Origin of the sequence: Bradyrhizobium sp. USDA 241 (genome assembly GCF_049739505.1) — a bacterium.
Classification (GTDB): Bacteria; Pseudomonadota; Alphaproteobacteria; order Rhizobiales; family Xanthobacteraceae; genus Bradyrhizobium; species Bradyrhizobium liaoningense.
In genome coordinates this window covers 81,179-105,380 of record NZ_JBMGPZ010000001.1, presented here as the reverse complement: position 1 = coordinate 105,380, position 24,202 = coordinate 81,179, and the positions used below count along the sequence as shown (strand labels likewise).

At 60.6% G+C, this 24,202-nt stretch carries 26 protein-coding genes, 3 pseudogenes and 1 riboswitch; of the genes and pseudogenes, 21 read left to right on the top strand and 8 right to left on the bottom strand.

Going from position 1 to position 24,202, the window contains the following annotated elements:
- Positions 1–120 precede the first annotated feature (120 nt).
- The 5 genes from ABIF91_RS00615 (at position 121) to tnpA (ending at position 4,203) form a co-directional block, all read left to right on the top strand.
- Complete coding sequence (locus ABIF91_RS00615) at positions 121–1,062, top strand: DUF1403 family protein (protein WP_028182290.1); 942 nt, start codon at positions 121–123, stop codon at positions 1,060–1,062.
- A 17-nt stretch (positions 1,063–1,079) separates the two neighbouring features.
- Positions 1,080–1,781 carry an SMC-Scp complex subunit ScpB gene (scpB, locus tag ABIF91_RS00610; RefSeq protein WP_424578672.1) on the top strand — a complete coding sequence of 234 codons (702 nt, stop codon included), beginning with the start codon at positions 1,080–1,082 and terminating at the stop codon, positions 1,779–1,781.
- A 97-nt stretch (positions 1,782–1,878) separates the two neighbouring features.
- Positions 1,879–2,277, top strand: a complete 399-nt coding sequence (locus ABIF91_RS00605; RefSeq protein ID WP_424578671.1) for a hypothetical protein — start codon at positions 1,879–1,881, stop codon at positions 2,275–2,277.
- Positions 2,278–2,331: 54 nt separating this feature from the next.
- A protein-coding gene (locus ABIF91_RS00600) for an IS3-like element ISRj2 family transposase (RefSeq protein WP_086023025.1) occupies positions 2,332–3,461 on the top strand; the annotation gives its coding sequence in 2 pieces (ribosomal slippage) (positions 2,332–2,584 and positions 2,584–3,461; 1,131 coding nt in all).
- 358 nt (positions 3,462–3,819) lie between these two features.
- The gene (gene tnpA / locus ABIF91_RS00595) at positions 3,820–4,203 is read left to right on the top strand and encodes an IS66-like element accessory protein TnpA (RefSeq protein ID WP_424578670.1); all 384 of its coding nucleotides are present in this window, start codon (positions 3,820–3,822) and stop codon (positions 4,201–4,203) included.
- Positions 4,204–4,276: 73 nt separating this feature from the next.
- On the opposite strand, the pseudogene ABIF91_RS00590 reads toward tnpA, so the two are convergent.
- Both ABIF91_RS00590 and ABIF91_RS00585 read right to left on the bottom strand, forming a co-directional pair.
- Positions 4,277–4,950: pseudogene (locus tag ABIF91_RS00590) on the bottom strand (IS256 family transposase); the annotation flags it as partial.
- Between the two features lie 198 nt (positions 4,951–5,148).
- Positions 5,149–5,442, bottom strand: coding sequence for a transposase (locus tag ABIF91_RS00585; RefSeq protein ID WP_130584335.1), 294 nt, complete (start codon positions 5,440–5,442; stop codon positions 5,149–5,151).
- 523 nt (positions 5,443–5,965) lie between these two features.
- On the opposite strand from ABIF91_RS00585, the gene ABIF91_RS00580 reads away from it, so the two are divergent.
- From ABIF91_RS00580 to ABIF91_RS00530, 11 genes and pseudogenes are all read left to right on the top strand, one after another.
- On the top strand, positions 5,966–6,604 hold the full coding sequence (locus tag ABIF91_RS00580) for a hypothetical protein (protein ID WP_284282667.1): 639 nt from the start codon (positions 5,966–5,968) through the stop codon (positions 6,602–6,604).
- Between the two features lie 178 nt (positions 6,605–6,782).
- Positions 6,783–7,004 carry a short-chain fatty acyl-CoA regulator family protein gene (locus ABIF91_RS00575; protein ID WP_424578669.1) on the top strand — a complete coding sequence of 74 codons (222 nt, stop codon included), beginning with the start codon at positions 6,783–6,785 and terminating at the stop codon, positions 7,002–7,004.
- A gap of 91 nt (positions 7,005–7,095) precedes the next feature.
- Positions 7,096–7,674: a hypothetical protein gene (locus ABIF91_RS00570; protein ID WP_157783851.1), complete on the top strand. Its 579-nt coding sequence runs from the start codon at positions 7,096–7,098 to the stop codon at positions 7,672–7,674.
- Positions 7,635–7,846: riboswitch (cobalamin riboswitch) on the top strand. Its footprint overlaps the gene before it by 40 nt.
- 108 nt (positions 7,847–7,954) lie before the next feature.
- The gene (locus ABIF91_RS00565; protein WP_424578668.1) at positions 7,955–10,009 is read left to right on the top strand and encodes a ribonucleoside triphosphate reductase; all 2,055 of its coding nucleotides are present in this window, start codon (positions 7,955–7,957) and stop codon (positions 10,007–10,009) included.
- Positions 10,006–10,197: an anaerobic ribonucleoside-triphosphate reductase gene (gene nrdD, locus ABIF91_RS00560; RefSeq protein WP_284282665.1), complete on the top strand. Its 192-nt coding sequence runs from the start codon at positions 10,006–10,008 to the stop codon at positions 10,195–10,197. Before ABIF91_RS00565 ends, nrdD begins: the two co-directional genes overlap by 4 nt.
- Positions 10,154–10,807: an anaerobic ribonucleoside-triphosphate reductase activating protein gene (locus ABIF91_RS00555; protein ID WP_284282666.1), complete on the top strand. Its 654-nt coding sequence runs from the start codon at positions 10,154–10,156 to the stop codon at positions 10,805–10,807. Before nrdD ends, ABIF91_RS00555 begins: the two co-directional genes overlap by 44 nt.
- 90 nt (positions 10,808–10,897) lie before the next feature.
- Positions 10,898–11,846 (top strand): IS630 family transposase gene (locus ABIF91_RS00550; protein WP_085966688.1). Its coding sequence is split into 2 segments (ribosomal slippage): positions 10,898–11,233 and positions 11,235–11,846, totalling 948 coding nucleotides; the frame shifts between segments, so codons are not numbered across the junction.
- Positions 11,847–12,341: 495 nt separating this feature from the next.
- Positions 12,342–13,932, top strand: a pseudogene (gene istA / locus ABIF91_RS00545) (IS21 family transposase).
- Positions 13,841–14,704, top strand: a complete 864-nt coding sequence (istB, locus tag ABIF91_RS00540) for an IS21-like element helper ATPase IstB (protein WP_038952122.1) — start codon at positions 13,841–13,843, stop codon at positions 14,702–14,704. Before istA ends, istB begins: the two are co-directional and overlap by 92 nt.
- A gap of 3 nt (positions 14,705–14,707) precedes the next feature.
- Positions 14,708–14,851 carry a transposase domain-containing protein gene (locus ABIF91_RS00535; RefSeq protein ID WP_424578667.1) on the top strand — a complete coding sequence of 48 codons (144 nt, stop codon included), beginning with the start codon at positions 14,708–14,710 and terminating at the stop codon, positions 14,849–14,851.
- The gene (locus ABIF91_RS00530; RefSeq protein WP_063712394.1) at positions 14,848–15,498 is read left to right on the top strand and encodes a UPF0149 family protein; all 651 of its coding nucleotides are present in this window, start codon (positions 14,848–14,850) and stop codon (positions 15,496–15,498) included. The genes ABIF91_RS00535 and ABIF91_RS00530 overlap by 4 nt, the downstream gene beginning before the upstream one ends.
- On the opposite strand, the gene ABIF91_RS00525 is transcribed toward ABIF91_RS00530, so the two are convergent.
- Positions 15,482–16,357, bottom strand: a complete 876-nt coding sequence (locus ABIF91_RS00525; RefSeq protein ID WP_284278573.1) for a hypothetical protein — start codon at positions 16,355–16,357, stop codon at positions 15,482–15,484. The two genes, ABIF91_RS00530 and ABIF91_RS00525, sit on opposite strands and share 17 nt — an antisense overlap.
- A 448-nt stretch (positions 16,358–16,805) precedes the next feature.
- Here ABIF91_RS00525 and ABIF91_RS00520 point away from each other — a divergent pair, with 448 nt between their 5' ends.
- Both ABIF91_RS00520 and ABIF91_RS00515 read left to right on the top strand, forming a co-directional pair.
- Positions 16,806–17,012 (top strand): hypothetical protein, encoded by a 207-nt coding sequence (locus tag ABIF91_RS00520; protein ID WP_424578666.1) that lies wholly within the window; start codon positions 16,806–16,808, stop codon positions 17,010–17,012.
- Positions 16,991–17,359: a hypothetical protein gene (locus ABIF91_RS00515; RefSeq protein WP_157783836.1), complete on the top strand. Its 369-nt coding sequence runs from the start codon at positions 16,991–16,993 to the stop codon at positions 17,357–17,359. The genes ABIF91_RS00520 and ABIF91_RS00515 overlap by 22 nt, the downstream gene beginning before the upstream one ends.
- An 11-nt stretch (positions 17,360–17,370) precedes the next feature.
- Here the strand turns inward: ABIF91_RS00515 and ABIF91_RS00510 are convergent, their stop codons facing one another.
- Positions 17,371–17,685, bottom strand: coding sequence for a hypothetical protein (locus tag ABIF91_RS00510; RefSeq protein ID WP_157783835.1), 315 nt, complete (start codon positions 17,683–17,685; stop codon positions 17,371–17,373).
- A gap of 505 nt (positions 17,686–18,190) precedes the next feature.
- Between ABIF91_RS00510 and ABIF91_RS00505 the strand changes: the two genes are divergently transcribed.
- Positions 18,191–19,720, top strand: coding sequence for a nucleotidyltransferase domain-containing protein (locus ABIF91_RS00505; protein ID WP_284278578.1), 1,530 nt, complete (start codon positions 18,191–18,193; stop codon positions 19,718–19,720).
- Positions 19,721–19,909: 189 nt separating this feature from the next.
- Positions 19,910–20,386: a hypothetical protein gene (locus ABIF91_RS00500; protein WP_035696982.1), complete on the top strand. Its 477-nt coding sequence runs from the start codon at positions 19,910–19,912 to the stop codon at positions 20,384–20,386.
- A 118-nt stretch (positions 20,387–20,504) separates the two neighbouring features.
- Here the strand turns inward: ABIF91_RS00500 and ABIF91_RS00495 are convergent, their stop codons facing one another.
- Genes ABIF91_RS00495 through ABIF91_RS00485 form a run of 3 tightly spaced genes read right to left on the bottom strand, consistent with a single transcriptional unit; the run spans position 20,505 to position 22,079 of the window.
- Entirely contained in the window at positions 20,505–20,945 is a 441-nt protein-coding gene (locus tag ABIF91_RS00495) for a hypothetical protein (protein ID WP_035696980.1), read from the bottom strand.
- Entirely contained in the window at positions 20,939–21,613 is a 675-nt protein-coding gene (locus tag ABIF91_RS00490) for an EAL domain-containing protein (RefSeq protein ID WP_375049784.1), read from the bottom strand. Before ABIF91_RS00490 ends, ABIF91_RS00495 begins: the two co-directional genes overlap by 7 nt.
- Positions 21,495–22,079: a response regulator gene (locus ABIF91_RS00485; protein WP_249163566.1), complete on the bottom strand. Its 585-nt coding sequence runs from the start codon at positions 22,077–22,079 to the stop codon at positions 21,495–21,497. The genes ABIF91_RS00490 and ABIF91_RS00485 overlap by 119 nt, the downstream gene beginning before the upstream one ends.
- A 451-nt stretch (positions 22,080–22,530) precedes the next feature.
- On the opposite strand from ABIF91_RS00485, the gene ABIF91_RS00480 reads away from it, so the two are divergent.
- Positions 22,531–23,291 (top strand): IS5 family transposase gene (locus tag ABIF91_RS00480; RefSeq protein ID WP_110115998.1). Its coding sequence is split into 2 segments (ribosomal slippage): positions 22,531–22,870 and positions 22,870–23,291, totalling 762 coding nucleotides; the frame shifts between segments, so codons are not numbered across the junction.
- A 52-nt stretch (positions 23,292–23,343) separates the two neighbouring features.
- Here the strand turns inward: ABIF91_RS00480 and ABIF91_RS00475 are convergent.
- A pseudogene (locus tag ABIF91_RS00475) lies at positions 23,344–23,535 on the bottom strand (IS110 family transposase); the annotation flags it as partial.
- Positions 23,536–24,202 lie beyond the last annotated feature (667 nt).

Below are 24,202 nucleotides of genomic sequence, written 5' to 3'. Positions count from 1 at the left end.
TCTCTATAAAGGCAAAAACGACCGATAATGCAACATTATCGGTCGTTGTTATCCGCCGACAGGCACGGCGGTTTTATCGAAATAAATGGTCACAAGCGCCGTCATTTGTTACCCTTAGCCATGCTCTCTCGCGCGCGAATCATCCCCGAGCCCCCGCCGACCGTCCCGCCTGTGCCTAGCTGGGCGCGGCAGGGCTCGTCCGCCCAACCGGTTGACGATGCGATGTTTTTTGCCGGCGGCGCGCTTGCTGCGGTCCACCCGATCGCCCGCAGCGAGCATCCCCTCGGTCAGCTCTGGCGCCAACGCCTGGCGCTCGCCAACGCCGCCGTCCTCGCTCGCCAGGGTGGCCGCACCGAGGACGAAGCGGCGTTGCGTGACGCCTGGTATCTGCGCCGCGAGACCGACGACCCGGGGCCGGGCGGATGCATCCTCAAGGCCTGGCGGTATCTCGGCGAGCAGGCCGCCATGGCGCCGACGGACTGGATGCTTACCTTGTCCTCGCTGTTCGAGCTGCGCTTCAATGAAGCGCTTGAGGACGTCGTCACCGCCGCGGCGAAATTGGCGGCAGGACAGAGAAGCGCCGTCGCGGCCGCTGCCGAGATCGCGGCGATAAGCCTGCGCGTCGTCCCCGACAGCGAACCGCTCGCCTTGTGGCTCGCAGACATTGTGCTCGCCCATCGCTTGAAATGGCCGATGGCGGTGCCGCTGCTCGCCGGCCAGCTGCGCCGCGCCGAGCTGCGCGCGGCCGGCAAGGCCGGCGGCCCCGACGAGACCTGGGCGAGGACTTGCGCGCTGGCCTATGCGCGCGCCGCTGCTGCTGCCGTCGATCTCTACGCCGACCTCGTGCGGCGCGCCCATCGGCTACTTGCCTCCGCGCCGAAGTTGCGGGCCAAGGATGCCGACATGATGGTGGCGATCCTGCTGATGGAGGACGCCCAGGCGGCCGGCGCCGGCAGGACCGCGAGTGACCGCAGCACACGGCGGCTATTCGAGCGGCTGGTCTCGCTCGGCGCGGTGCGCGAGCTGACCGGCCGCCCCACCTTCCGACTGTATGGGCTCTGACATTTTGGGAGGGTGATTTGGGGCGGCGCGCGCGGCCAAAAGAGGATCTCGACATCGAGCTGGCCGAGCTGCCGCCGGAGCTGCGCTGGCGCGAATGGATGGGCCGCGTCGAGGCGGTGATCTTCGCCTCGCCCGAGCCGGTGACGCGCGAGGTGCTGGCGCGCGTCGTCGGCCGCGATTGCAAAATCGATCTCATCATCGACGATATCCGCGACGAACTGCGCGGCCGGCCTTACGACCTGGTGTCGGTTGCCGGCGGCCTTCAACATCGCACCAGAACGGGTTTTGCCGATGCGATCCGCGCCGCCACCGGGCTCGGCGCCACCGCGCCAAAACCGCTGTCGCAGTCCGAGGCGCTCGTCCTGATGTGCATCGCCTATTTCCAGCCGATCACCCGCGGCGAGCTCGGCCGGGTGTTCGGCAAGGAGATCAGTCGGGATGTGATCGGTCACCTTCGCGCGCTCGGCTTCATCGCGGCCGGGCCGCGAAGCCCAACCCCTGGCGCGCCGTATACCAACGTGACCACGAAAACCTTCCTGTCGCACTTCGGCTTCGAATCCTTGCGCGATCTGCCTGACATCGACCTGCTCGAGGACGCCGGGCTGCTCAGCAAGGACATACTGTTGGCAGACGGCTTTCCCGTCGGCTTGGGCATCGACGCGACCGCCGTCGATGGTGATGATGAGCCCTTCGAGCGCGACGAACCGCTGGCCGGCTGATGGCCAATCAGACGGCCCCTCGTTTGACGCTCGAGGGAGAAGCTCGCGCTACCGGGCCCGATGTGTACATGCAGCTGGAGGGGCGAGGACCACGACGATGGCGAAGAAATTGCAGATAGGGCAGAGACAGGCTAGCCGAATTTGTCAGATGTCGGCGGCCGATCGGCTCGCCTTCATCGCCGAGGGGCTGCCGATCATCCATGCCAGCGCGAAAGGGTTTTGGTCGGCGTCACTCGAACTGAACGCGATGCCGCGGGAAGCCGAAGTGCTCGAGGGTTTCGCCAAGGAGGAGGCGGCGAAAATTCTCATCCTCTTGGATGTGGTGCGCTGCCCCGAGAAACGCGTAGCCGGCAAGCTCAGCATGCTGATCGGGCGCTTCTACGGTCACCTGGAGCGGTTGATTTACGCCCAGCTTGCCGAGTGGTGGAGCTCAGGACATCGCGCGCTTGCGGAAAGCGGTCGAGAGCTGGCCCCGCAAATTCGGACAGTAGCTTGAGTGGATTTTCTGCCTGACAGCGGCGAGGATTCTTGCTGCGAATCAGGAGCGAAGATGACGAAGAAGAGCCGCCGGACGCATTCTCCGGCATTCAAGGCGAAGGTTGCTTTGGCTGCGGTCAAAGGCGACAAGACACTGGCGGAGCTGGCGCAACTGTTTGATGTTCATCCGAACCAGATCACGATCTGGAAAAACCAGCTCCTGGAAGGCGCCGCCGGCGTGTTTGGGCATGACAAGACATCGGCCGAGACGCCGGTCGATTTGAAGGCGTTACATGCCAAGATCGGCGAGCTGGCGTTGGAAAACGATTTTTTGTCCGGCGCGCTCACCAAGGCGGGCCTGCTGAGCGCAAAGCGATGATCGACCGCGGTCATGATCTTTCTATCGTGCGCCAGGCGAAGGTCCTGAAGCTGGCTCGCAGCACGGTCTACTATGAACCTCGGCCAGTTTCGGCCGAGGACCTTGCCTTGATGCGTCGGCTCGATGAGCTGCATCTCGATTATCCCTTCGCGGGAGCGCGTATGCTGCGATCGTTGCTGCGGCGGGAGGGCGTATACGCCGGTCGCCGCCACATCGCGACGCTGATGAAGCGCATGGGGATCGAGGCGGTTTATCGTCGCCCGAACACGAGCAAGCCGGCTCCGGGTCACAAGATCTACCCGTACCTGTTGCGCGGATTGAAGATCGAGCGGCCCGACCATGCGTGGGCAATGGACATCACCTACATTCCGATGCGGCGTGGCTTCGTCTATCTCGCGGCGGTCGTCGATGTGTTCAGCCGACGGGTCCTGGCCCATCGCGTCTCGATCACAATGGAGGCGGCCTTCTGCGTCGAAGCGGTCCAGGAGGCGTTGGCGAAGCACGGCAGGCCCGAGATTTTCAACACGGATCAGGGCAGCCAGTTCACCAGCCTCGAGTTCACCGATGTGCTGCTGGACGCGAAGATCGCCATCAGCATGGACGGCAAGGGCGCCTGGCGCGACAACGTGTTTGTCGAGCGGCTCTGGCGCACGGTCAAATACGAAGAAGTATATCTCCGCGCCTACGACAGCGTGTCCGAGGCGCGAGCGTCAATTGCCAAGTATCTGGCCTTCTACAATCAGGGACGCCCTCACTCGAGCCTTGACGGGCGCACGCCCGACGAGGCTTACTTCGGCACGCAAGCTATGGTGATGGCCGCATGACCGTCGCCGACGGTTTTGTCGTCGCTCTGGTCGGGCTACGCCCTCCCGACGCAACGACAAAACCGTAAAGCCCCGCGTTCAGCATAACCCGGCAGGAATCCACTTAAATCCAGCGGGGCGCTGTCCAAACAACCGGGGCCAGCTCTCCCTTCACACCCACGCAGGGGCAGTATCTCGCTTTTATCCACCTCTATACCCGGCTGCATCGCAAGCCCCCGGCCGAAACCGACATGCAGGAGTATTTCCGCGTCAGCCCGCCTTCGGTTCACCGTAAGCGTGGTGCTGAGGCCCTTCAGATTGTTTGTGCGCAGTCTTGTGAGCGCCGCTAGAAGAGTCATCTTCTGCAAGGGTGCTCACAATGGACGACCATTCGGACGACATAAGACGATCGCTGTCTCCGCGTATCGAAGTGTATGCTGGAGTAGGCCGAAAGCAGTGGCCGGATGATTTGAAGGCCCAGATTGTCGCTGAAAGCCTGGAGCCAGGCGCGATTGTAACAGATATCGCACGTCGCCATGGCTGCCGGCCCCAGCAGGTGCATGACTGGCGGCGCCGGGCGCGATTAGGTCAATTGATGCTGCCGGCTTCGGCGGACACACAATCATTCGTGCCTTTGGTATCGGAATCGTCGCTACCGGCGGCTGGGGAGCGCTCTGGATCGCCGGAAGCCGCCATTGTTACGGTTGAGTTCCTGGGTGCACGAGTGGAGGTGCGCGGAACGCCTGGGCTTGCCGCGTGCTGAGTGAGGTATTTTTTGGCGTTGCGCCGGACACGTTCATGCTGAGAGCTATGCGGGATTTTGGGTGACGAGGCGATCAGGCGGCGTGGTTTGCCGGCAGTTGGATGACCTGGATGCCGTTTTCGAAACTGACACCTGCGATGAGCTTCGGCAACTGATTTGTGCCTTTCAGCCGCCGCCAGGTCTTGGATGCGGCGCAGAGCAGCTTGAACACCATCAACTTGGCAGTCGTTGACGATAACGAACCTTTCGTGCGCACCGTTCTGTGCCGACCGTCGCGAACACGCTTTCGATGGGATTCGTCGTCCGCAAGTGGTCCCAATGCTCGGCGGGAAAGTCGTAGAACGCAAGCATTGCGTCGCGATCTTTCGTCAGGCACTCGACCGCCTTGTCGTACTTCGCTCCGTATTTCTCAGCAAAGACCTCGATCGCCACTTCGGCCGAAGCTCGGTTGGGCACCAAATAGACCTCGCGCAGATCCTTCTTCATGCTGGCCTGCACCGACACTGCGACTTTGTTCAAGATATTCGCGGTTTTGTGCACCCAGCAGCGCTGATGTCGCGTGGCGGGAAAGACCTCGTCGAGCGCCTTCCAGAAGCCGAGCGCGCCGTCACCGACGGCGATTTCCGGGGCGATCTTCAGCCCACGGGTTTTCGCCTCGACGAGCAGTTCGTGCCAGCTCTGCGCGCTCTCGCGCACGCCGACCTGGAAGCCGATGAGTTCCTTCTTGCCTTCCGGCGTCGCGCCGACTTCAGCATCGCGGTCATTCGCCGCGAGCCCAGGAACGGCACAGGCGGTGAACAGCTCGTCGAGGCGCCAAGGTCGTTGTCGTGGCCGGCCGTGGCGGCCGGTAGACCCCAGAGCGCGCCATACCAAGCAACATGCATTGCCGGCGGATCGACAGCGCCTGGTCGGCGCGATCGAGCATTCCTCGACGGTCCGGCGTGCTCATCTTCCGGACCTCCGCGCTAAAAAATCGCGCTCGACTGTCAGTTGTCCAATCTTGGCGTGCAGCTTCTCGATCTCGCGTTCGCGAGCGTCCTCGCTCTCCCGCCCGACACCCGCGTCAAAGGCGCGGGCCGCCTGGTCCAGCAGTTGCTTCTTCCAGGCATAGATCTGGTTCGGGTGAACCTCGTAGCGCTGGGCCAGATCGGCCACCGTCGCCTGCTCCCGCACGGCTTCCAGCGCGATCTTTGCCTTCAGTGCCGCGTCGATCTTGCGTCTCGTCTTCGTCGTCATCATGCGCTCCGTCTATCAAACGGAGCAGCCCCTTCCAACTAAGCACGTGGTCCCAAAATCGGGGTCCATTTCAGTTCGTCGGTACCCGCAATGAGGTCTTGCTGATTGTTTTCTCCAATTGCTCCCCTTCGTGCGGCCCTTTGTGAACCTGTCATAAGCATGGGCGTCGCGGCCGAGCGGATTGAATGGCCGCAGTCGGCTCGGATCGAAGGTGGCAGTGTCAACCGTTGTCGCGAACGCCGTTGGTAATCAATTAGACCAAGGCTTTACCGGTGGCGGGAGCGTTGAGGATGCCCCAGCGCTTGTCCCGTGGCCATCAGCAGCTAATTCGGATAAAGGGAGATCGTGGTCGATCTGGGTTGCCCCGGTCACCAATATCGAACCGAAAAGCGAACATCCGACTTTTCGCGTGCGCCTGGCGCTCGGCCTTGCCACTTCATTAAGCTGCAATGCGACACCATAATTCACGCATCTGTCACGGACTCGGCCTATGGCTTCAACGCCGTCAAATGACCGAGGATTGATCATGAGCCATTTGTCAGACATGCTGAGAAGCCTGCGGTGGGATGACTACCGTTACTATCACCAGAGCAGAATTAACCAGACGCTGCATTTGATCAGCGCTTTCATCTTCCTCGGTTGCTATGGGCTCTTGTTCAAGGACCCGGCAGTGGCCGGCCTCGTCGGCTGGCTTGCGATGCTGACGCGGCAGACCGGACATTTCTTCTTCGAGCCGAACGGCTACGATGACGTGAACAAAGTCAGCAACGAGTACAAGGAGGCGGTTAAGGTCGGCTACAACCAGACGCGCAAGATTGTGCTCTTGATAATCTGGGCCCTGGCGCCGTTCGCACTGTACGTCTTCCCGCTGTTTGGCATGTTCGATCCGCCTGCCGGGCGGCTTGACTTCATCCGGCAAGTCGGCACGGTATGGCTCGTCATCGGTATTGGCGGCGGCCTCTTTCGGATGATCCAGGTCTTCGTCACCCGTGACGGCCAGACCGCGCTTGTATGGGTCTTCAAAGTACTGACGGATCCCCTCCACAACGTCGCGCTGTACTACAAATCGCCGATCGCGCTGTTGCGCGGCGAGCTGATCGACACATCGATCGCGGACGCCGGCTGGGGCGGTGACGAGGCCGAAAAGGCTCCGCATCTCACCTGAGCGACGCACGTTGAGCGGGTGCTCACCAGGTACCCGCTTGACAACCAATATCCTGCGGCTGGAATGGTCCGCGCGCCCATGGCGGCCGAAGCGCAAGAACCGGCAACCCGAACGGCCGGCGGAGTGAGGAGGTCTGGCTTCCCCAGGGCGAAGGCCTCGCTATCCATGCGAGCAGGAAATGCTCTTTTGCGGACCGCGGCGCTCGGCTGAACCTCCGCGAAAGACCTTTGCTATCGCACTCGGGTGCGACCTCCAGCACGCCGGTCGATTGGTCTATTCGGACGGCCTGGACCTCAGTAACCCCGCTGCGGTGACTCCGATCGGAGACGGCTGCCGGATCTGCGAACGACCTGCCTGCGCAGCGGGCATTCCCCTCCGCCGGACGTGCCCTGCAGGTTGACGAAAACCGCAGCGCCTGCGCCATACGCTGTGAGTTGACCGCAGCAATGTGCCGCGGGAGACTGTGAACGTCTCCGGAAGCCTGTGTTACAATGACGTCGAGCGATTCCAATCCGTATTGCCGCTATCTCGCAGTTTTGCATTCTTCAAACGGCGTCTCATTGACGTTCGGGCCCACGGCAGAGCTGACCCTCGGATCGCGGCGAAGAGCGATCGAGGCGCGGTGGCGTGTGGCCGGTTTGCTTCGGCGCCGCCGGTTCAAGACGTCGACCCAGGGCGAAGCGATCTGCACGACCATCGCGCCGCAGGCCATCGACGAGCTTTCCGATCTTCTTGCGGTCGATGCTGCGCTCGATGCCTTTCGACAGGAACGGCTGCGTCCGCGTGTCGTTGAAGAAATCCTTGGGATTACATCGCGCGAGCGCCGCCGCTGGACCAAGGACGGACGGCTTCCTCAATCCGGGTCCGGATCGTTTCGCCGTGGCCGGCGCTCCATCCGGCCACAAAAATCGCGGCGCTGGCCAGGCAGCCCGAGACAATCGACGCGTGGCGCAACGAAGACGAGAACCCATGACTGGCTCTATACTTCCGCTGCAATAAACTACCTGTTGACACACAATCAAATATGGCAGCTAGATGTAGCTGTCACGGTCTCTCGAATCGCAAGATAGAGAGCTAAGAGGGAAGCCGGTACGGCCGAAAGCCAAAGCCGGCGCTGCCCCCGCAACTGTAAGCGGCGAGCCGCTGTCGACAGAGTCACTGGCGCAAAATCTCCGCGTCGGGAAGGCCAGACAGCAGCAATAACCCGCGAGCCAGGAGACCTGCCGCGACAACAACAGAGTCCTCGGGCGGGGTGTCCCGGTGGTCGCTTTGCCGGCAATCGGCCGCTGAGGGCGGCTCGTTTTCCGCATGCGCCTACCTCGGCCTTGCCCCAACCCATATGGGATGCCGATGTCTGGTCTGGGTCAAAGCAATTCGTTGCAAGCCGCATTGCCGCGCTCGATCGTCAAACGCGATGGCGGCACGGTTGTGTTCGATGCCGGCAAGATCCGTTCTGCGATCGCCCGCGCGGGACGGGCGACCGGCGAGTTCGACGACGAGGCGGCCGGCCGGCTCACGGGAGAGACTATCAAGGTCATCGCGCACCGCTTCGCCGGTGCAACGCCGCAAATTGAAGAGGTACAGGATATTGTCGAGCAGGTGCTGATCGCGGCCGACTATTTCGCCACTGCGCGCGCCTATATCGTCTATCGCGAGAAACGCGGACAGGCGCGCCAGGACCACAAGGCGATGGTTGATGTCGCCGCTTCCATCAACGAGTATCTCGAACGTACCGACTGGCGCGTGAATGCCAACGCCAACCAGGGCTATTCGCTGGGCGGCCTTATCCTGAACCTCTCGGGCAAGGTCGTCGCCAACTACTGGCTGTCGCACATCTACCCGTCGGAGATCGGCCGCGCCCATCGTGAAGGCGACATCCATATCCATGACCTCGACATGCTCGCCGGTTATTGCGCCGGCTGGTCGCTGCGCACGCTCTTGACCGAGGGACTGAACGGCGTGCCCGGCAAGGTCGAGGCCGGCCCGCCGAAGCATCTGTCGAGTGCGGTCGGGCAGATCGTCAATTTCCTCGGCACGTTGCAGAACGAGTGGGCGGGCGCGCAAGCCTTCAGTTCGTTCGACACCTATATGGCGCCGTTCATCCGGAGGGACGGCTTGAGCTACGGCGACGTACTGCAATCGATCCAGGAGCTCATCTACAACCTCAATGTCCCCTCGCGCTGGGGTACGCAGACGCCTTTCACCAATCTCACCTTCGACTGGACCTGCCCGGAGGACCTGCGCGATCAGGTGCCGGTGATCGGCGGAGAGGAGATGGATTTCACCTATGGCGACCTGCAGTCCGAAATGGACATGATCAACCGCGCCTATATGGAGGTGATGACGAAAGGTGACGCCAAGGGCCGTGTATTCACCTTTCCAATCCCGACCTACAACATCGCTGCGGATTTCCCCTGGGAGAGCGATAACGCTGATCGCCTGTTCGAGATGACGGCGAAATACGGCCTGCCCTACTTCCAGAACTTCATCAATTCCGAGCTCAAGCCGAACATGATCCGCTCGATGTGCTGCCGACTACAGCTCGATCTCACCGAGCTGCTCAAGCGCGGTAACGGCCTGTTCGGCAGCGCTGAGCAGACCGGCTCTATTGGTGTGGTTACCATTAATTGCGCTCGCCTCGGCTATCTGCATCGCGGCGACGAAGCGGGCCTATTCCATCGCCTCGACGCGCTGCTGGAAATCGGTCGCAACAGCCTGGACATCAAGCGCAAGGTCGTGCAACGCTACATGGACGACGGACTGTTTCCCTATAGCAAGCGCTATCTGGGCACGCTGCGCAACCATTTCTCGACGCTCGGCGTCAATGGCGTCAACGAGATGATCCGCAACCTCACCGCCGATTGCGAGAACATCAGCACACCCTGGGGCCATGCCTTTGCGGTACGGCTGCTCGACCATGTGCGCGCGCGCATCGCCGCGTTCCAGACCGAAACCGGCATCCTGTTCAACCTCGAAGCCACGCCCGCGGAGGGCACGACCTACCGCTTCGCGAAGGAAGACCGCAAGCGCTACCCCGGAATCTTGCAGGCCGGCACCGACGATCTCCCCTATTACACCAATTCGAGCCAGCTTCCGGTCGGCCTCACCGACGATCCGTTCGAGGCCCTTGAGCGCCAAGACGAGCTGCAACGCAAATACACTGGCGGTACGGTGCTCCATCTCTACATGGGCTCACGCTTGTCCTCGGGCGCAGCGTGCAAGAAGCTCGTGCGGCGGGCGCTCTCAAATTTCCGCCTACCCTACGTCACCGTCACGCGCGACATTCTCGATCTGTCCGACGCACGGCTATCTCGAAGGCGAGCATGCCTTCTGCCCGAAATGCGACGCCGAACGGCTCGCAGCCAAGCGGCATGCCGCCGCGCACTGAAAGGAGACCACAGATGAACGAATCCATTGCCAATACGACCAACACCGATTCCGCGGTGACGCTCAGCGACGACGAGCGCCAGCCCTGTGAGGTCTGGACCCGCGTGATGGGTTATCACCGGCCGGTGTCGTCGTTCAATCGCGGCAAGAAAGGCGAGCACAATGAGCGCAGGTTCTTCGCTGAAGCGCGCGTCGCGCTCGGCTGAATTGCGGATTGGCGGGCTCGCCCGGCTGTCCACCTGCGACTGGCCGGGCGAGCTCGTGGCAACGGTGTTCTGCCAGGGCTGCCCTTGGTCGTGCGGCTATTGCCACAACCCGCATCTGATTCCGCCGAGGGGAGAGTCGGAAATCGCGTGGCCGGACGTGCTGTCTTTTCTCGACAGCCGTCGCGGCCTGCTCGACGGCGTGGTGTTCTCTGGCGGCGAACCCACCCTCCAAGCGGCGCTGCCGGACGCGATGCGTGCTGTGCGACGCGAGTTCGGCTTCCGCGTCGGATTGCACACCGCAGGGCCCTATCCCACACGGCTGTCCGCCGTACTGCCGCTCGTCGACTGGATTGGCTTCGACGTCAAGGCTGCGTTCGATGATTACGCGCGGATCACTGGCGTCATTGGGAGCGGCATTCAGGCCAAGGCCAGCCTCGTGCGTCTGCTCGAAAGCGGCGTCGCGTGCGACATCCGCACGACGGTTCATGATGCCTTGCTGGATCGCTCCGACCTGGCGCGTCTGGCGTCCGACCTTGTCGCGCTTGGCGTTCCTGCCCATCGGCTTCAGCCGTTCCGCGCGGCCGGATGCACGACCGCGAGCCTGCTTTAGAGCGTTTCACGAATTTATTGAATCGAAAGGGATTCCGGTTCTGAGGCGAATATGATTCAAGATGCTGGTTGGATAGGAGGCCAGCATCCGATGGTCAGACCTCTTTCCAATGATCTGCGCAAGCGAGTAGTTGCTGCGGTTTCAAAGGGCGAGAGTTGCCGGGTTGCGGCGGCGCGGTTTGGGGTTGCCGTCTCCTCGGTGGTGAAGTGGTCGCAGCGTTACCGGGCGACGGGCTCGGTCAAACCGGGCAAGATGGGCGGTCACCGCAAGTCCGTGCTGGAGCCGCATGGCGACTTCATCAAGGAGCGGATCAGGCAGACCCCGCACCTGACGCTGCACGCCCTGAAGGACGAGTTGGCGATGCGAGGGGTCGATGTCTCGCACAATGCGGTATGGCTGTTCATGCGCCGCGAGGGACTGCGGTTCAAAAAAAACGCTGTTCGCTCTTGAGCAGGGCCGCTCTGATGTGGCCCGCCGGCGGCGGCGCTGGCGATCGTGGCAGACCGGTCTTGATCCGCAGCGCCTGGTCTTCATCGACGAGACCTGGATCAAGACCAACATGGCGCCATTGCGTGGATGGGCGCCGAAAGGAGCCCGCCTTCGCGGCTTCGCACCCCACGGCCACTGGCGCACGATGACCTTCCTCGGTGCGCTACGCCATGACCGCCTTGCCGCTCCATGCCTGTTCGACGGGCCGATCAACGGAGAGTGCTTCCGCGCCTATGTAGAGCAAATCCTGCTGCCGTCGCTGAAGCCTGGCGACATCGTCATCATGGACAATCTCGGCAGCCACAAGTCGGTCGCGCTGCGCCGCATCATCAAGGCCGCCGGTGCCAGGATCTGGTATCTGCCGCCTTACTCGCCCGATCTCAATCCGATCGAGCAGACCTTCGCCAAGATCAAGCATTGGATGCGCGCCGCCCAAAAACGCACCATCGACGACATCAGCCGCCACCTCGGCGACCTTATCCACACCATCAAACCTGACGAATGCAAAAACTACTTCGCCAACGCTGGATACGCTTCGATCAAAACGTGAAACGCTCTAGTCCCCGCGAGCCGCTGCAGTCCAGGGTGCCGGCTGCAGCACCTATCCTTCCGCACTCATTCCTCCCGAGTTGCGGTCCGCCAGACACCAGGCCATTTGCGATTCCCGGACCGAAGATACCGAGACCCAACAACGAGAGCGCTGCGAGTACTAGCACTACTTTGGGTGCGCCGGGAGACCGGCAAGGAATAGATGGTGGAAGTCCATTGCGATGAAGGTGTAGCGAACCACATCGGCCCCGAGCCGTGCGCAGGCGTCCGCGAGGGTGTCGGCGAAGCGTCGGTAGGGGAGCATGCAGGCCAGCCATTGAGCCGCGAAACAGTGTTATCTCGGGAGCCGACGCTGTCCAAAGAGCGGAAGGCAATATGGGCGAGTGTGTTTCGGCATGGAATAAGGACCCCGTTTTCGGGGTGATCGGCATCCAATCGGGACCCCGGGATAAGGGTCCACAGTGGCTTCCATCGAGTCATGGAAGCCGAGGTTGGGATGCTGGTGGTGGAGACGATTGGTAAGATCCGTCGCGCCTACTTTGTTGATGGTCGTCCGATCAAGGCGATCTGCCGAGAACTTGGCGTATCGCGGAAGGTGGTTCGCAAGGTCATTCGTTCTCAAGCGACGGAGTTCCGGTACGAGCGCGAGACGCAGCCGCTCCCGAAGATGGGTGCCTGGAGTGCCGAGCTTGATCGGTTGCTGGCAGGGAATGAGAGCAAGGCGGCGCGGGAACGGCTGACGCTGATCCGGCTATTCGAGGAGCTTCGCGGCCTGGGTTATGCCGGCGGCTATGATGCGGTTCGTCGATACGCACGACGGTGGAGCAAGGAACGCGGCACCTCGACAGCGTCGGCTTATGTGCCGCTGAGCTTTGCACCCGGCGAAGCTTACCAGTTCGACTGGAGCCACGAGGTCGTCCTGCTGAGCGGCACCACGGTGATGGTGAAGGCTGCTCATGTCCGGCTCTGTCACAGCCGCATGCTGTTCGTGCGGGCCTATCCGCGGGAGACGCAGGAGATGGTGTTCGACGCCCACGACCGGGCATTCGCCTTGTTCAAAGGCACCTGCACCCGCGGCATCTACGACAACATGAAGACCGCGGTGGAGACGATCTTTGTCGGTAAAGGCCGTCTCTACAATCGCCGCTTCCTGCAGATGTGCAGCCACTATCTGGTCGATCCGGTCGCCTGTACGCCAGCGTCGGGCTGGGAGAAGGGGCAAGTCGAGAACCAGGTCGGGCTGGTCCGGGAACGCTTCTTCACGCCGCGGCTGCGGTTCAAAACCCTCGACGAGTTAAACGCCTGGCTGCTCGACAAATGCATCGCCTACGCCAAGGCTCATCGCCATCCGGAGCTGACCGATCAGACGATCTGGGACGTGTTCGAAGCCGAACGCCCCAAACTCGTTCCCTATGCCGGCCGCTTCGACGGCTTCCATGCGGTGACGGCATCGGTCTCGAAGACCTGCCTGGTGCGCTTCGACAACAACAAGTACTCGGTCGCAGCCAGCGCAGTCGGACGACCGGTCGAGGTTCAAGCCTATGCCGATCGCATCGTGATCCGTCAGGATGGACGTATCGTTGCCGAGCACCCGCGATCATTCGGTCGCGGCGAGACGGTCTACGACCCTTGGCACTATGTGCCCGTGCTGGTGCGCAAGCCCGGTGCCTTGCGTAATGGCGCTCCCTTCAAGGACTGGGTGCTGCCCGCAGCGATTGAGCGTGTACGGCGCAAACTCGCCGGTGCCGACGATGGCAATCGACAGATGGTCGACATCCTCAATGCGGTGCTGACAGACGGATTGCCCGCGGTGGAAGCCGCCTGCGCCGAGGCGGTCGCTCATGGCGTTCATTCCGCCGATGTCGTTCTCAATATCCTGGCCCGTCAACGTGAACCCGCCCCACCGGCCAACATCATGACGCCGGCCGCACTGACGCTCCGTCATGCACCGATCGCCGATTGTGCCCGCTACGACAACCTCCGGAGGACCATCTGATGGAACGAACCCAAATCTTCGACCTCATGGGCGAACTCAAGCTCTACGGCATGAAGGCTGCCTTCGACGAGATCATGGCAACTGCCGTTAAGCGCCAGCACGAACCTCAGCGCATTGTCGGCGACCTGCTCAACGCCGAGATCAACGAGAAGCAAGCCAGGTCGATCAAATACCAGCTCACCATTGCCAAGCTGCCGCTCGCCAAGGACATCGCCGACTTCCAGTTCGACGGCACGCCGATCAATCAGACTCTCGTCAATGATCTCGCTGACGGCGGCTTCATCGCCCAACAACGCAACGTCGTGCTGGTTGGCGGCACCGGTACAGGCAAAACACACCTGGCCATTGCCGTCGCCAGAAGTTGCATCCGCAATGGCGCTAGAGGACGCTTCTACAACGTCGTCGACCTCGTCAACCGGCTCGAGACCGAAACCCGCAACGGTCGGCAGGGACGGCTCGCCGAGCATCTGACCCGCATGGACTTCATCGTCCTCGACGAGCTGGGCTATCTGCCGTTCGCGCAATCCGGCGGTCAGCTCTTGTTCCATCTCATCAGTCGGCTCTACGAGCGCACCTCAGTCATTGTCACCACAAATCTTGCGTTCGGCGAATGGCCGAGCGTGTTCGGCGATGCCAAAATGACCACCGCGCTACTCGACCGATTGACCCATCACTGCGACATCGTCGAGACCGGCAACGACAGCTGGCGATTCAAAAGCCGCGACGATGTTCAAACAACCCGCGCTCGCGCCGTCTCCGCAACCCCGACCAGCTCCGACGACCCGAGCGCTACCAGCAGAGCACGCCGATCAAAGGGGTCCCTTTTGGAGGCCGATAGGGGGTCCCAGTCAAACGCCGATTGACAATTGAATGGCCTCGACCCCGAGGCGTATCTCGTCGACGTTCTCGATCGCATGGTGAGCGGCGCCACGAAGACCAACCAGCTTCACGAACTTCTGGCCTGGAACTGGAAGGCCGCACGCGAAGCCGAAAAGCGGGCCGTGGCATGACGAAGCCGAAGCAAGGGCGGGGAACGCGAAAAGCACGCAAGACGACGATGGCGGACTATGCCATGTCGTTCGAACGGCTCGGGCAATGGATCAGCAAGCGCGCCAGGTCGCCGACGCTTCGGCATCCGCGGGCGACGTCGCTCTCCATGCTCGATGGCGCGGTGGCCGCGGTCGTCGCCGGGCCGGTCTCGATGGCGTCCGAGGAATGGGTGTGCCCGCTCCTCGGCGTAGATCCCGACGCCTTCAATCACGACACCGAGGAGTTCTCGGCAATCGCCGCCACGCTGATGCGCCACAACGCTATCAGCGAGACGCTGTCGACGAGACCGGAGAGCTTCGAGCCGCTGTTCGTGCGATCACCGGACGGCGAAGTCGACCCGCAGCCCTGGTGCATGGGCTTCTACGCCGTCATGAAGCTTCGGCTTCTCGTCTGGTCGCGGCTTCTCCCCCCGAATGGAACCGAACACCTTATGCTGCGGCCGATCTTGGTCCATTGCATCGACGACGCCGGTCGACCCTTGCTACCCCCGGCCCGGCGCACGCTGGGAACGCAGCCCATCATCCAAAACGCCTGGCGCAACATTCCAGCAACCGTCGAGGCCCTCCGGCAGTTCTGGATGCCTATACGCTTCAAGCGCGGTGCGTAGGCCGTCCGCACCAAGTCCGTGGCTCCGTGGGCCTCTCGTACCGTTTACGGTCTATTTGCAGACAGATAGAGCCAGCGCTGAAAATGAAAAGTATGTGCGGAACGACGTCGGTCGGATTTGTCCGACGGAGCAGCGCTCCGACGACAAGCGGCGGTGCGTTGCCGACGGAAGCGAATGACAGGCCGACGCCAAGATTGGGAAAATCGACATTGTCGTCCGCATCGAGGAGCCAGGCACGAAGCTTGGCGTAGTGATTTAGCTCATCGTCGGGCAGCAGCGCGAGACCCATCTTTGCGAGGGCCTTGTAAGCCTGACGTGGTCGAAAGGGCACCCCCGCGACCGGCACGGTCATGCGGAACACGCCTTCTGCAGTTACGGAAACGTGCTGAGCAGGATCCGCATTGTTGGAGAATACATTTATTCCCTGTCCATCGGCTCCGCCGCGTCGCGATATCACGGAATCGCCTCCCGAGCGTCCTGTTTGCCGGACCTTGTTGGACTTTCCTTTCACGCCACCCAGCGTCAGGCATGGGCTGTCAGCTTTCGCGATAGCGTCGTCATACTTCGAGAATATCTTATTGCAGCCATCGCATTCATCCCGAGAGATAACCCACTTGTTGCCGAGAGCTTCGGGGAAGGTGTGGGCCACCATTCGGAAACGGGCGGGATCTGTTTCGCCGCAATAGCGGCATCGCCCTGCTGCTCCAAGGAACACAGTGCCGCCACCGATCGACGCCTTTACCTGAGCGAGCAACGAATAACGCCCGCCCAAAACAGCGTCGCCTATCCGTGGTCCTTTATCCATGCTGTCCTGAAATTCGATCTGATTCGTCTGGCTACGATAACGCAGTTCGGACAATCGGCGCCTTGCCATATTGATATTGGTGATACAAGTCCCTGCTTCCGTGTGAGCCTTGGGCCTCGGCTTTCCAGCTCGGCCCTCGCCAAGAACTTGCGGTTTTCATTACCAGCGATCCTTGCCGGATGACGCGGTCCTGATCGTCATGTGCGGCGCCGAAAAGGAAGACAAGGCAGCATAAACGAGCATGAAGACTCCATCCTGGACCACCGCACAGACCAAATGAGTGTTGGCGTCAATGGGGCGTATGTTCCGTTCAGGAAGGCGCCGGACGTGATGCAACGTTTCGTTCGACCCGCCCTGTTCTCCACGGGAGATGCGGTCTTCGAGCTTCAGGTCTTTGGTACGGCACTCATGGCAAGGTACCGCGGCTGGGAGTTTGCCGCTCACAACTGCCCATCAAGTCAACCCAAGCCGTGGAGCGCCTTCCGCTGCTTCCTTCCGCGTTGTGATCGAGCGCGACGGCAAGCGGCTCGCGGTCGCACCCTCGTCCTTGCACTTGCCGCGCATCGAGGAAGAGGAGTATCGCTCGCTCAGCGATCTGGTCTTCTTCGATTACGCCAAGGTGCCCGATGGCCATAGGTCGGCCCACCTGGATATCACCAACGTCCATTGGCGGACGCGAATGAGGTCGTGGCCGATTATTCGTTCGTGATTGGATATCCGACCGAGTCCCACAGGATCGAGCTCGACCTTCAGGATGAGACGCAGCTTTCAGAATTCACCATGCGCTGGATACGGCAGGACCTTCAGAGGTCGGACAGCGCACCCATGGACACAGAAAACCGGTTGATATTTGTGAAGCACGAGCAATCGACGCGGCTCAGCATAAATCCTGACGGCCTCAGCGGCTCCCCCGTCTTCTCGATCGTTCACGACCAGTTGAAGGATCGTCACCTCAGGTTCGAGGGAATTGTGACGAACGCGCGTGACGACCGCTTCGCTGTCCTGCCAAGTGCGCACATACGTCCCATGCTCGACGGGATCGTGGACGGGAACTAATGAGCGACAGGTCAGCCGACAAGCAACCCGCGCTCTTCCTGCCGGGAGATAAATGCGAGAAGCACCGATTTGCGCGCGCACAACATGGTGCCAAAGAGAAAGAGCGGAAGCCTCGAGTTCTCGGCGAGATAGTAGATCTTTCGCTTGTTGCGGTCCCGATCATCTTCGTTCCCGCCAAACAGGAATTCCGCGATAGCTTCAGCACCTTCGAGTATGTCGCTGGCTGGGCTCTGTGGCTCTGTCTGCGGTACTGAATGCGCTGTCATCGCTTCTCCTCTTCGGTTGGTGTGGTGTTCTTCGCGGGGCAGGTTCTTCTTCGACTTCAAAGGCCGTTACCATTATTTGGTTTCGTCCCGTTTTTTCGATGCTGATTGCTGGCAAACAGCACCGAAATAATGACCCATTGTCTTTTTTTGGTAGCCCGCGAGTCAATTTCAAAATGCTGTAACTGCGAAACCTTCCGGATTTTTCGACCCTAAACACGTCGTCGGCATGCGTTTGCATGCGCGTCTATCGAGCGCCGGTGGTGTGGCACGCGCACACGATGGTAGCCGCAGATGGTCTGGACGATGGAGTGAGCGATGAGCAATCATTCGCACTCAGTCCTGCCGATTCCGAATCCTTGTCGTTCGTCGCATCGAGCCAGGCGTCACCCCAGAGATTCGTTCAAAGCAATGCCAGACCAAATCGCGTGTCCGAAATGGATCGGCCGCACGGGGCCTTGTGTGAAACCGCAATTGCTTCTGCTAGGGGTATTTGACGCTCCTGCTGCCTAGCGCTAATGCTGCGCGTTCTCATTCCATCGGCTTCATAACTCGTGCCCCATACGTCATGACAAACACAATTCTTGTTGCGGACCTTAAGAAGCGCCTTGTCGCCTGGAGCGAGAGCGTCGTCGAAGAGACAGGTTCTGCCGGAGTGTTTTTATTTGGGAGCCTCGTCTACAAAGGCGGGGCGCAGTTTGGCGCGGGCAGCGATGTTGATCTCGTCGTGTTGTTCCCCAACAATCCGATGGATGCGCTCGCGCGGCGCGGCTGGCTCGAAAAGCTGCTTGAGCACAAGATCCGTCTCGAAGCCGAGCTGGCCACCATCTTGACCGAGGCAGATCCGGCCAAGCCGCTTTGCAGCATCGTCGTGCCGACGCCTAGCGAGGTCAAGGGAGACATTCACAAGGACGGCGCGCGAGGCTTCTTCAAGGAAAATGCCTATCGGAGCCTTCTGGATGGCAAGGAGTCGAAAGGCCTGCCAGGGGCGGGCACGCGTGAAATCAAGGATCGCCTCGCGATCGAAGGGTTACGGCTTGCTCAGAAGAAGCGTAACGCCTTCTTGGCCGTCAATGCCAAGGGGGAGGGCGGAATCCCACCTTACGCCGGCGACGACCCCGCGCCGAAAGATATCATGCGCCATGCGGCCATGGCCGCGCACTCGGATGATCGCAATGCAGACCCAGGCGCGGAATACGACACTCAAGAAGGCTTGGACTTCTTAACCCACGAGCTGTATCGCCAGCGAGGAGCTGCCTCCGCGTATCGCGACCTGCATCACTGGCTGTCCGTGCGTCGGGGAGCCCGAGGCACAGTAGGTCCTCTTGTGGCCGGCGATCAACTTCTCTTCGCGGAAATCATCTACGATGCGGCGCGTGCACGCTTCAGTAAGCCGGATGAACAGCCTCCCTCGCTGCGAGGAAAGCATAGCACCGTATGGTTCTCCGAGCGCTTTGCGCAAGCCTTCCCCGGCGTGCGAGGCGTACAATGGTTCGATGAACCAGAACTGGTCAGAACACGTGTTCTCAGGCTGCTGGAGCCGCCGCTCGAGTATTCTGACGCTCAGCCCGTCTGGTGGTTTCGCGGACCGAGCAATCTGCCCATACGTTCGTTCGAGCATGTTCGCGACAGGCTCTACCAGATGGACGAAAGCGAGCTTTTGATCCGACGGATCGCCGCCGTGAAGCCGGGCCCCTATTACTGCGATTTCGTGTACGTCGAGCTCGATCCGATGGAGCCGATCGGCATCTATTCACAGACGGCCGACCGCATTGCCGAAGAATCGAGTGGCGAAGGACACTTCGGATACTACTGGGAAGAATACGGCTTGGTCGATGGCAAGCACGTCATCACCCGCTCCCAATATGATGATGGTGCAGCAGAGATTGAGGGGAAGCTTGAAGATGTGCGTGGCCGAACGCAGCTTCGCGTGCGGTATGTGACGCCCTACAATTTCATCATCGCGGCCAGTCAGTCGTCAATCAACAACAGTGATTTTGACGAATTCCTCAAAGACGCGATGAGCCGCATGCTGCACGGAGAAGATCTCTTGCAAGAGCTTGGCGAGGCGGTGTTGAAACTGCCGAAGCGCCATTAGCGCTTGGCATCCTTCTGTAATTGGACGAAACCGATGTTCGTCGTTGCTCTTGGGTTAAAGCGACCTATCCAACGGTTCATTGCGGATCATTCCAAACCTTTCCGCTGCGATTCCCAATCCTTCCGGTCTTAATGAAGGTCCGATCTCGCTAGCCTCTATCTCCGATCAACCATCAGAGAGGAGATACCCATGAAAGTCATCGCCATCGGAAAGAAGCTGGTCCCCGTCGAACAGGTTGCGTTCGTCGAGCCGTTCGATCCGTCAGTCAGTCCCGAGTTCAAGCCTGAGAAGGACTACAAGGGCGGGATCGTCATGCTCAATGGGGATATCGTGCTCACCGAGCAGACGCCGCAGGAGTTTGCGGCCGAGCACGAACTGCACCTGTTCACCGAAGACAGTGTTGCCGTCAACCGAGCCATCGTGTTCAGGGTCGAGACCTTCGAGCCGACCGAGAGCTTCAAGCCGGCAAAGCCCTACAAGACGCGGCTCAAATGGCGGGGTCTGACCGGCGGGGAGCAGAGCAAGCTCCTGCTCACCGAGGCCGAGACCGTTATCGCGGAAGTCCTTGGCGTCAAGGAAGGACTGGCCAAGGCGGCGAAGCGTCCGGCGCGGCGACCGGGACGTGGCCGCAACGGGTCGCGTCGCATGGAGGCGTTTCGCAGCTAGTCTGCCGATCGTCGAAAGAAGCAGTGTTCGAACCCCTGCCGCGGCAAACCCCGGTAGGGGTTTTTCTCATTAGCAACGGCAAGGGATTAATAGGCGCATTGATCGCATCGAACGCATTTCAGGACGCCTTGTTCTTCCGCGCCGCGCTGCTGGCTTGATCGCTTGTATTCTTCACGATCTCTTCGAGCGACTGGACCAGCTTGGCCATGTTGTCTTTCCCGAGATGAACCACCACGATTTTGGGCCTCAGGATCTGCCATGGCTTTCGTTCTGGCTTGTCCGGATCCTTGAACCGCTTATAGGCCTCATGGGCAAGGATATCCGCTGACTGCAACGGCATCTGCTCACGCTTGCCGCCGAAGAGCAATCTCATCGGCACCTTGTTCGGATTTGCGTCCTGGGCGATAAATTCGAACGAGGCTTTGGCTTCTTTCTCGTCGCTATTGTTTTCGTGCACGAATTTGAGAGTTTCCTTCTTGTTGGGCTTCATCAATTCAAGCACGGACTGCACCAGCCAGTGAAAGCAGGTCGTATACGGATTGCCGAGTGCTTTCAGCAATTCTTCCTTGCCTTGCCGAACAAGTAACCCTGGACCTGATCGAAATCCATCTCATGTGCGGCGAGGAAATCCGCGCGCGTCTCGACGCCTTGGGCTACGACCTGCGCGCCGCTGTCGTGAGCGAGCTCAATGACCCGCCGGCACACCGTCTGCTTCAGGCGTTGGTCCGCGCAGCCGGTGACGAATTGATGGTCGACCTTGAGCTGAACGAACGGGAAGTTCGGCAGTCCGAGCAAGGACGGCCAGTTGGCGCCGACATTGTCGATCGAGATGCCGATATTGTGCAGCCGCACGCGCCTCGCGACATCGATCGCCAGGTCGAGATTATCGACCATTTCGGTGCTGTCGATCTCGATCAGCAGGCCGGCGAACGCCGCATGATCCGGCATCCGGTAGCAGAGCTCGCGCACCGCGTCGTCATCGGCAAGAAACGACATCGGCAGGTTGATCGAGAGATCGACCGGTCCGATCTGCTCAAGGAGATAGCGCCAGTCCTCGATCGCGCGCGCGGTCACGAATTCGGACAGCGCATGAAAATGCGGATCGCGCTCATCCGGCATGAAGTAGGCCGGCGGCACCACGCCCCAGGCGGGATGGCGCATCCGGATCAGCGCTTCGGCGTCGCTCGGAACCAGCGTGCGGAGATGATTTTTCTGCTGATGCCACAGCTCGAGCCACCCGGTCTTCAGCGCTTCTGGGTTCGAGCAGCAGCAGCGACGCAAGACTGTCACGTAGGGTTCCCGCGCAGAACGGCGTCGACAGTGCCGGCAGTATGACGATGCCGTATTCATCGCCGATCTGCCGGACCGCCTTGACGATGATCGAGTCTGGTTGGCCGATGACGAGGACCTTGCCGCCGTAGTCCTTTCTCACCAAAGTCTCGGGAATTTTACTGACTTCGATGCTGTCAACGGACACGCTGAGCACCAGAAGATCGGGCCGTTCCGCGTCCAGAACGGTTTCGAGTTCCAAAGCCTGGCTGCACTCACTGGTGATGAAGCCGAGGTCTTCCAGCGCCTCTGCGAGGAAGGTCCGAAGGTGTTTTTTGCTGTCCGCAATGCATGCGCGCGAGGTCAGCTTGCGATGTCCGAACCATCCGGCTCGCGCGTGTCCGATGTGACTGATGTGGTTCATGCCCCGCCCTATCCGTAATTACCCCGGCCTGACTCGTACATCCAAGAGCGGCGGCAATCATGGAAATTTCTGGCTCATACACTGATTGCGCCGCTAACCTTAAAGGATTCAATTCGAATCAAATGACGCAAGTATCGGTGCGTCGCACCGCCGTCACGTGCGCAACAAATGCGTCATCTGGCGTTCATGAGAAGCAATCGTGCCTGACTTTGCGTCTCGCCGGAAACGTTGCGTTCGTGTGTCATCGCGAGACGACGTTCATGACTGTGGTGTCGGGTCGATGCAGACGCCGAATTGTGAATCGACGCCGAACATTGACCCTGCTGAGCACATCGCGCGGCAGAACCGTCATGCCGTGAACCTCAAGCGCGCGCATACGGTTTTACTAGGGTCTGTACCTAAATAGCGCCACGTGATTCTCTTGCCTACGTGTTGATTCGGGGGCGAGAGAATGCGCGCTGGTTTGTTTTGGCTGAACGACAGGCAATGGGCGCGTATCGAACCGCATCTGCCGAGGGGACTGACGGGGCCGGATCGGGACGACGACCGACGCATCGTCAGCGGCATCATTCACATGCTGCAATCGGGTGCACGATGGCGTGATTGTCCACGTGAATACGGCCCTTACACGACGATCTACAATCGCTTCAATCGCTGGGCCAAGCGAGGACGATGGTGCGCAATCTTCGAAGCGCTGGCCAAGCCTGGCGAAGACGGCGTCGTACTGTCGCTCGACTCGACCTCGATTAAAGCTCACCGGTGTGCCTCCGGCGGAAAAGGGGGGAGCACAATCAAGCAATCGGCCGCTCGCGCGGAGGCCGCACGACAAAAATCCATGCGCTGAGCGATCCGCTCTGCCGGCCGGTCGTCCTGCATCTGACTCCAGGCCAGGATGCCGATATCGCTGCGGCTCCCGATGTCCTGGCGCTCGCGCCACCCATGAGCGTGCTCCTCGCCGACAAAGGGTATGATGGCGACAAGCTTCGCGGCGAAATCATTCGTCGTGGCGCCAAGCCCGTAATCCCCAATAAATCTAACCGTGTCGTCATCCATCGCTTCAACAAACGCGCCTACAAAGGACGAAATGTCATCGAACGCTGCTTTTGCAGGCTCAAGGACTTCCGGCGCATCGCCACGCGATATGACAAGCTCGCCCGTAATTTTTTGGCCGCTGTTCATCTCGCCGCTCTCGTCGCATATTGGCTCAATTGAGTCTGGACCCAAGTAGTTTATCCCGACAATACGGATGACTTATGGGTTGATACCGAGCCCAGTGATGGGCGCTGGCGCAGGCTTCCATCGCGACCAGGCACGCAGGCTGCTGGGCAAAGAAAGCCAGCACTTTGTCACGACGCTGTTTGCGGAAAACAACATCGCCGTCTGCGTCTGCGTCTGCGCCATGCGCCTGAAAAACATGTTTCGCGAAGTCTAGTCCAATCGTGCTAACTTCGTTCACGGTGCTTCCTCTTTGTGACGGTTCAACACCCTTCACTTTCGCAAATCGATGCCGTCGAGGGGCGTCCATCCCAGCAGCAGACACAGCAACAGCAGCAGACAGAATCTCTGGCTGCGTGTAGAACGGGATCAGGAGCGATCGGTTTCCAACTAACAAGCCGGTTCAACCTGTCTCGCTCCGCGGGTCCATTTCACTTTGCTTACCACCCTGCTGGACAGCTCCGCGTTCTGCCGTCAGCCGATCCTAGACCGCGCCGCACTGTCTCCACTACTCCTTGGTGGTATCCGGAGTCATACGGATAGCGAAGACGTAAGCTTTCCTCCATACTTATCCAGGTCAGGATTTTGTCATCCCTCCTGGAGCTAAAACCAACGTCGCCCCCATGCAATTCAAGCGGGCGGCGTTGGGCTGTTTTGTACTTACTCGCATACGCGGGCGGACATCATTTTGCTGCACGGCGCGACTAGAAGTCTTGCGCCTTCTCCATTTCCAATAAGCACACGTGGAGAGTGATCGGTCTCATGTTGCCGTCCAAGAGGACGCGCACCCTTTTGTCCTGGTCACACCAAGAGCGACCATGAGGCCGCTCCGCCCTTTCAGCTTTGGACCAGCCGAGTACGCTACTATTACGCGAGACCCAACGGTCATCGCATCATTGGCACGCGAA

Coding starts and splice junctions, on each gene's coding strand:
- ABIF91_RS00615 (WP_028182290.1), top strand. CDS start 121: ATGCTCTCTCGCGCGCGAATCATCCCCGAGCCCCCGCCGACCGTCCCG.
- ABIF91_RS00605 (WP_424578671.1), top strand. CDS start 1,879: ATGGCGAAGAAATTGCAGATAGGGCAGAGACAGGCTAGCCGAATTTGT.
- tnpA (WP_424578670.1), top strand. CDS start 3,820: ATGGACGACCATTCGGACGACATAAGACGATCGCTGTCTCCGCGTATC.
- ABIF91_RS00585 (WP_130584335.1), bottom strand. CDS start 5,442: ATGATGACGACGAAGACGAGACGCAAGATCGACGCGGCACTGAAGGCA.
- ABIF91_RS00580 (WP_284282667.1), top strand. CDS start 5,966: ATGAGCCATTTGTCAGACATGCTGAGAAGCCTGCGGTGGGATGACTAC.
- ABIF91_RS00575 (WP_424578669.1), top strand. CDS start 6,783: ATGCTCTTTTGCGGACCGCGGCGCTCGGCTGAACCTCCGCGAAAGACC.
- ABIF91_RS00570 (WP_157783851.1), top strand. CDS start 7,096: ATGACGTCGAGCGATTCCAATCCGTATTGCCGCTATCTCGCAGTTTTG.
- ABIF91_RS00565 (WP_424578668.1), top strand. CDS start 7,955: ATGTCTGGTCTGGGTCAAAGCAATTCGTTGCAAGCCGCATTGCCGCGC.
- nrdD (WP_284282665.1), top strand. CDS start 10,006: ATGAACGAATCCATTGCCAATACGACCAACACCGATTCCGCGGTGACG.
- ABIF91_RS00555 (WP_284282666.1), top strand. CDS start 10,154: ATGAGCGCAGGTTCTTCGCTGAAGCGCGCGTCGCGCTCGGCTGAATTG.
- istB (WP_038952122.1), top strand. CDS start 13,841: ATGGAACGAACCCAAATCTTCGACCTCATGGGCGAACTCAAGCTCTAC.
- ABIF91_RS00530 (WP_063712394.1), top strand. CDS start 14,848: ATGACGAAGCCGAAGCAAGGGCGGGGAACGCGAAAAGCACGCAAGACG.
- ABIF91_RS00505 (WP_284278578.1), top strand. CDS start 18,191: ATGACAAACACAATTCTTGTTGCGGACCTTAAGAAGCGCCTTGTCGCC.
- ABIF91_RS00500 (WP_035696982.1), top strand. CDS start 19,910: ATGAAAGTCATCGCCATCGGAAAGAAGCTGGTCCCCGTCGAACAGGTT.
- ABIF91_RS00485 (WP_249163566.1), bottom strand. CDS start 22,079: ATGAACCACATCAGTCACATCGGACACGCGCGAGCCGGATGGTTCGGA.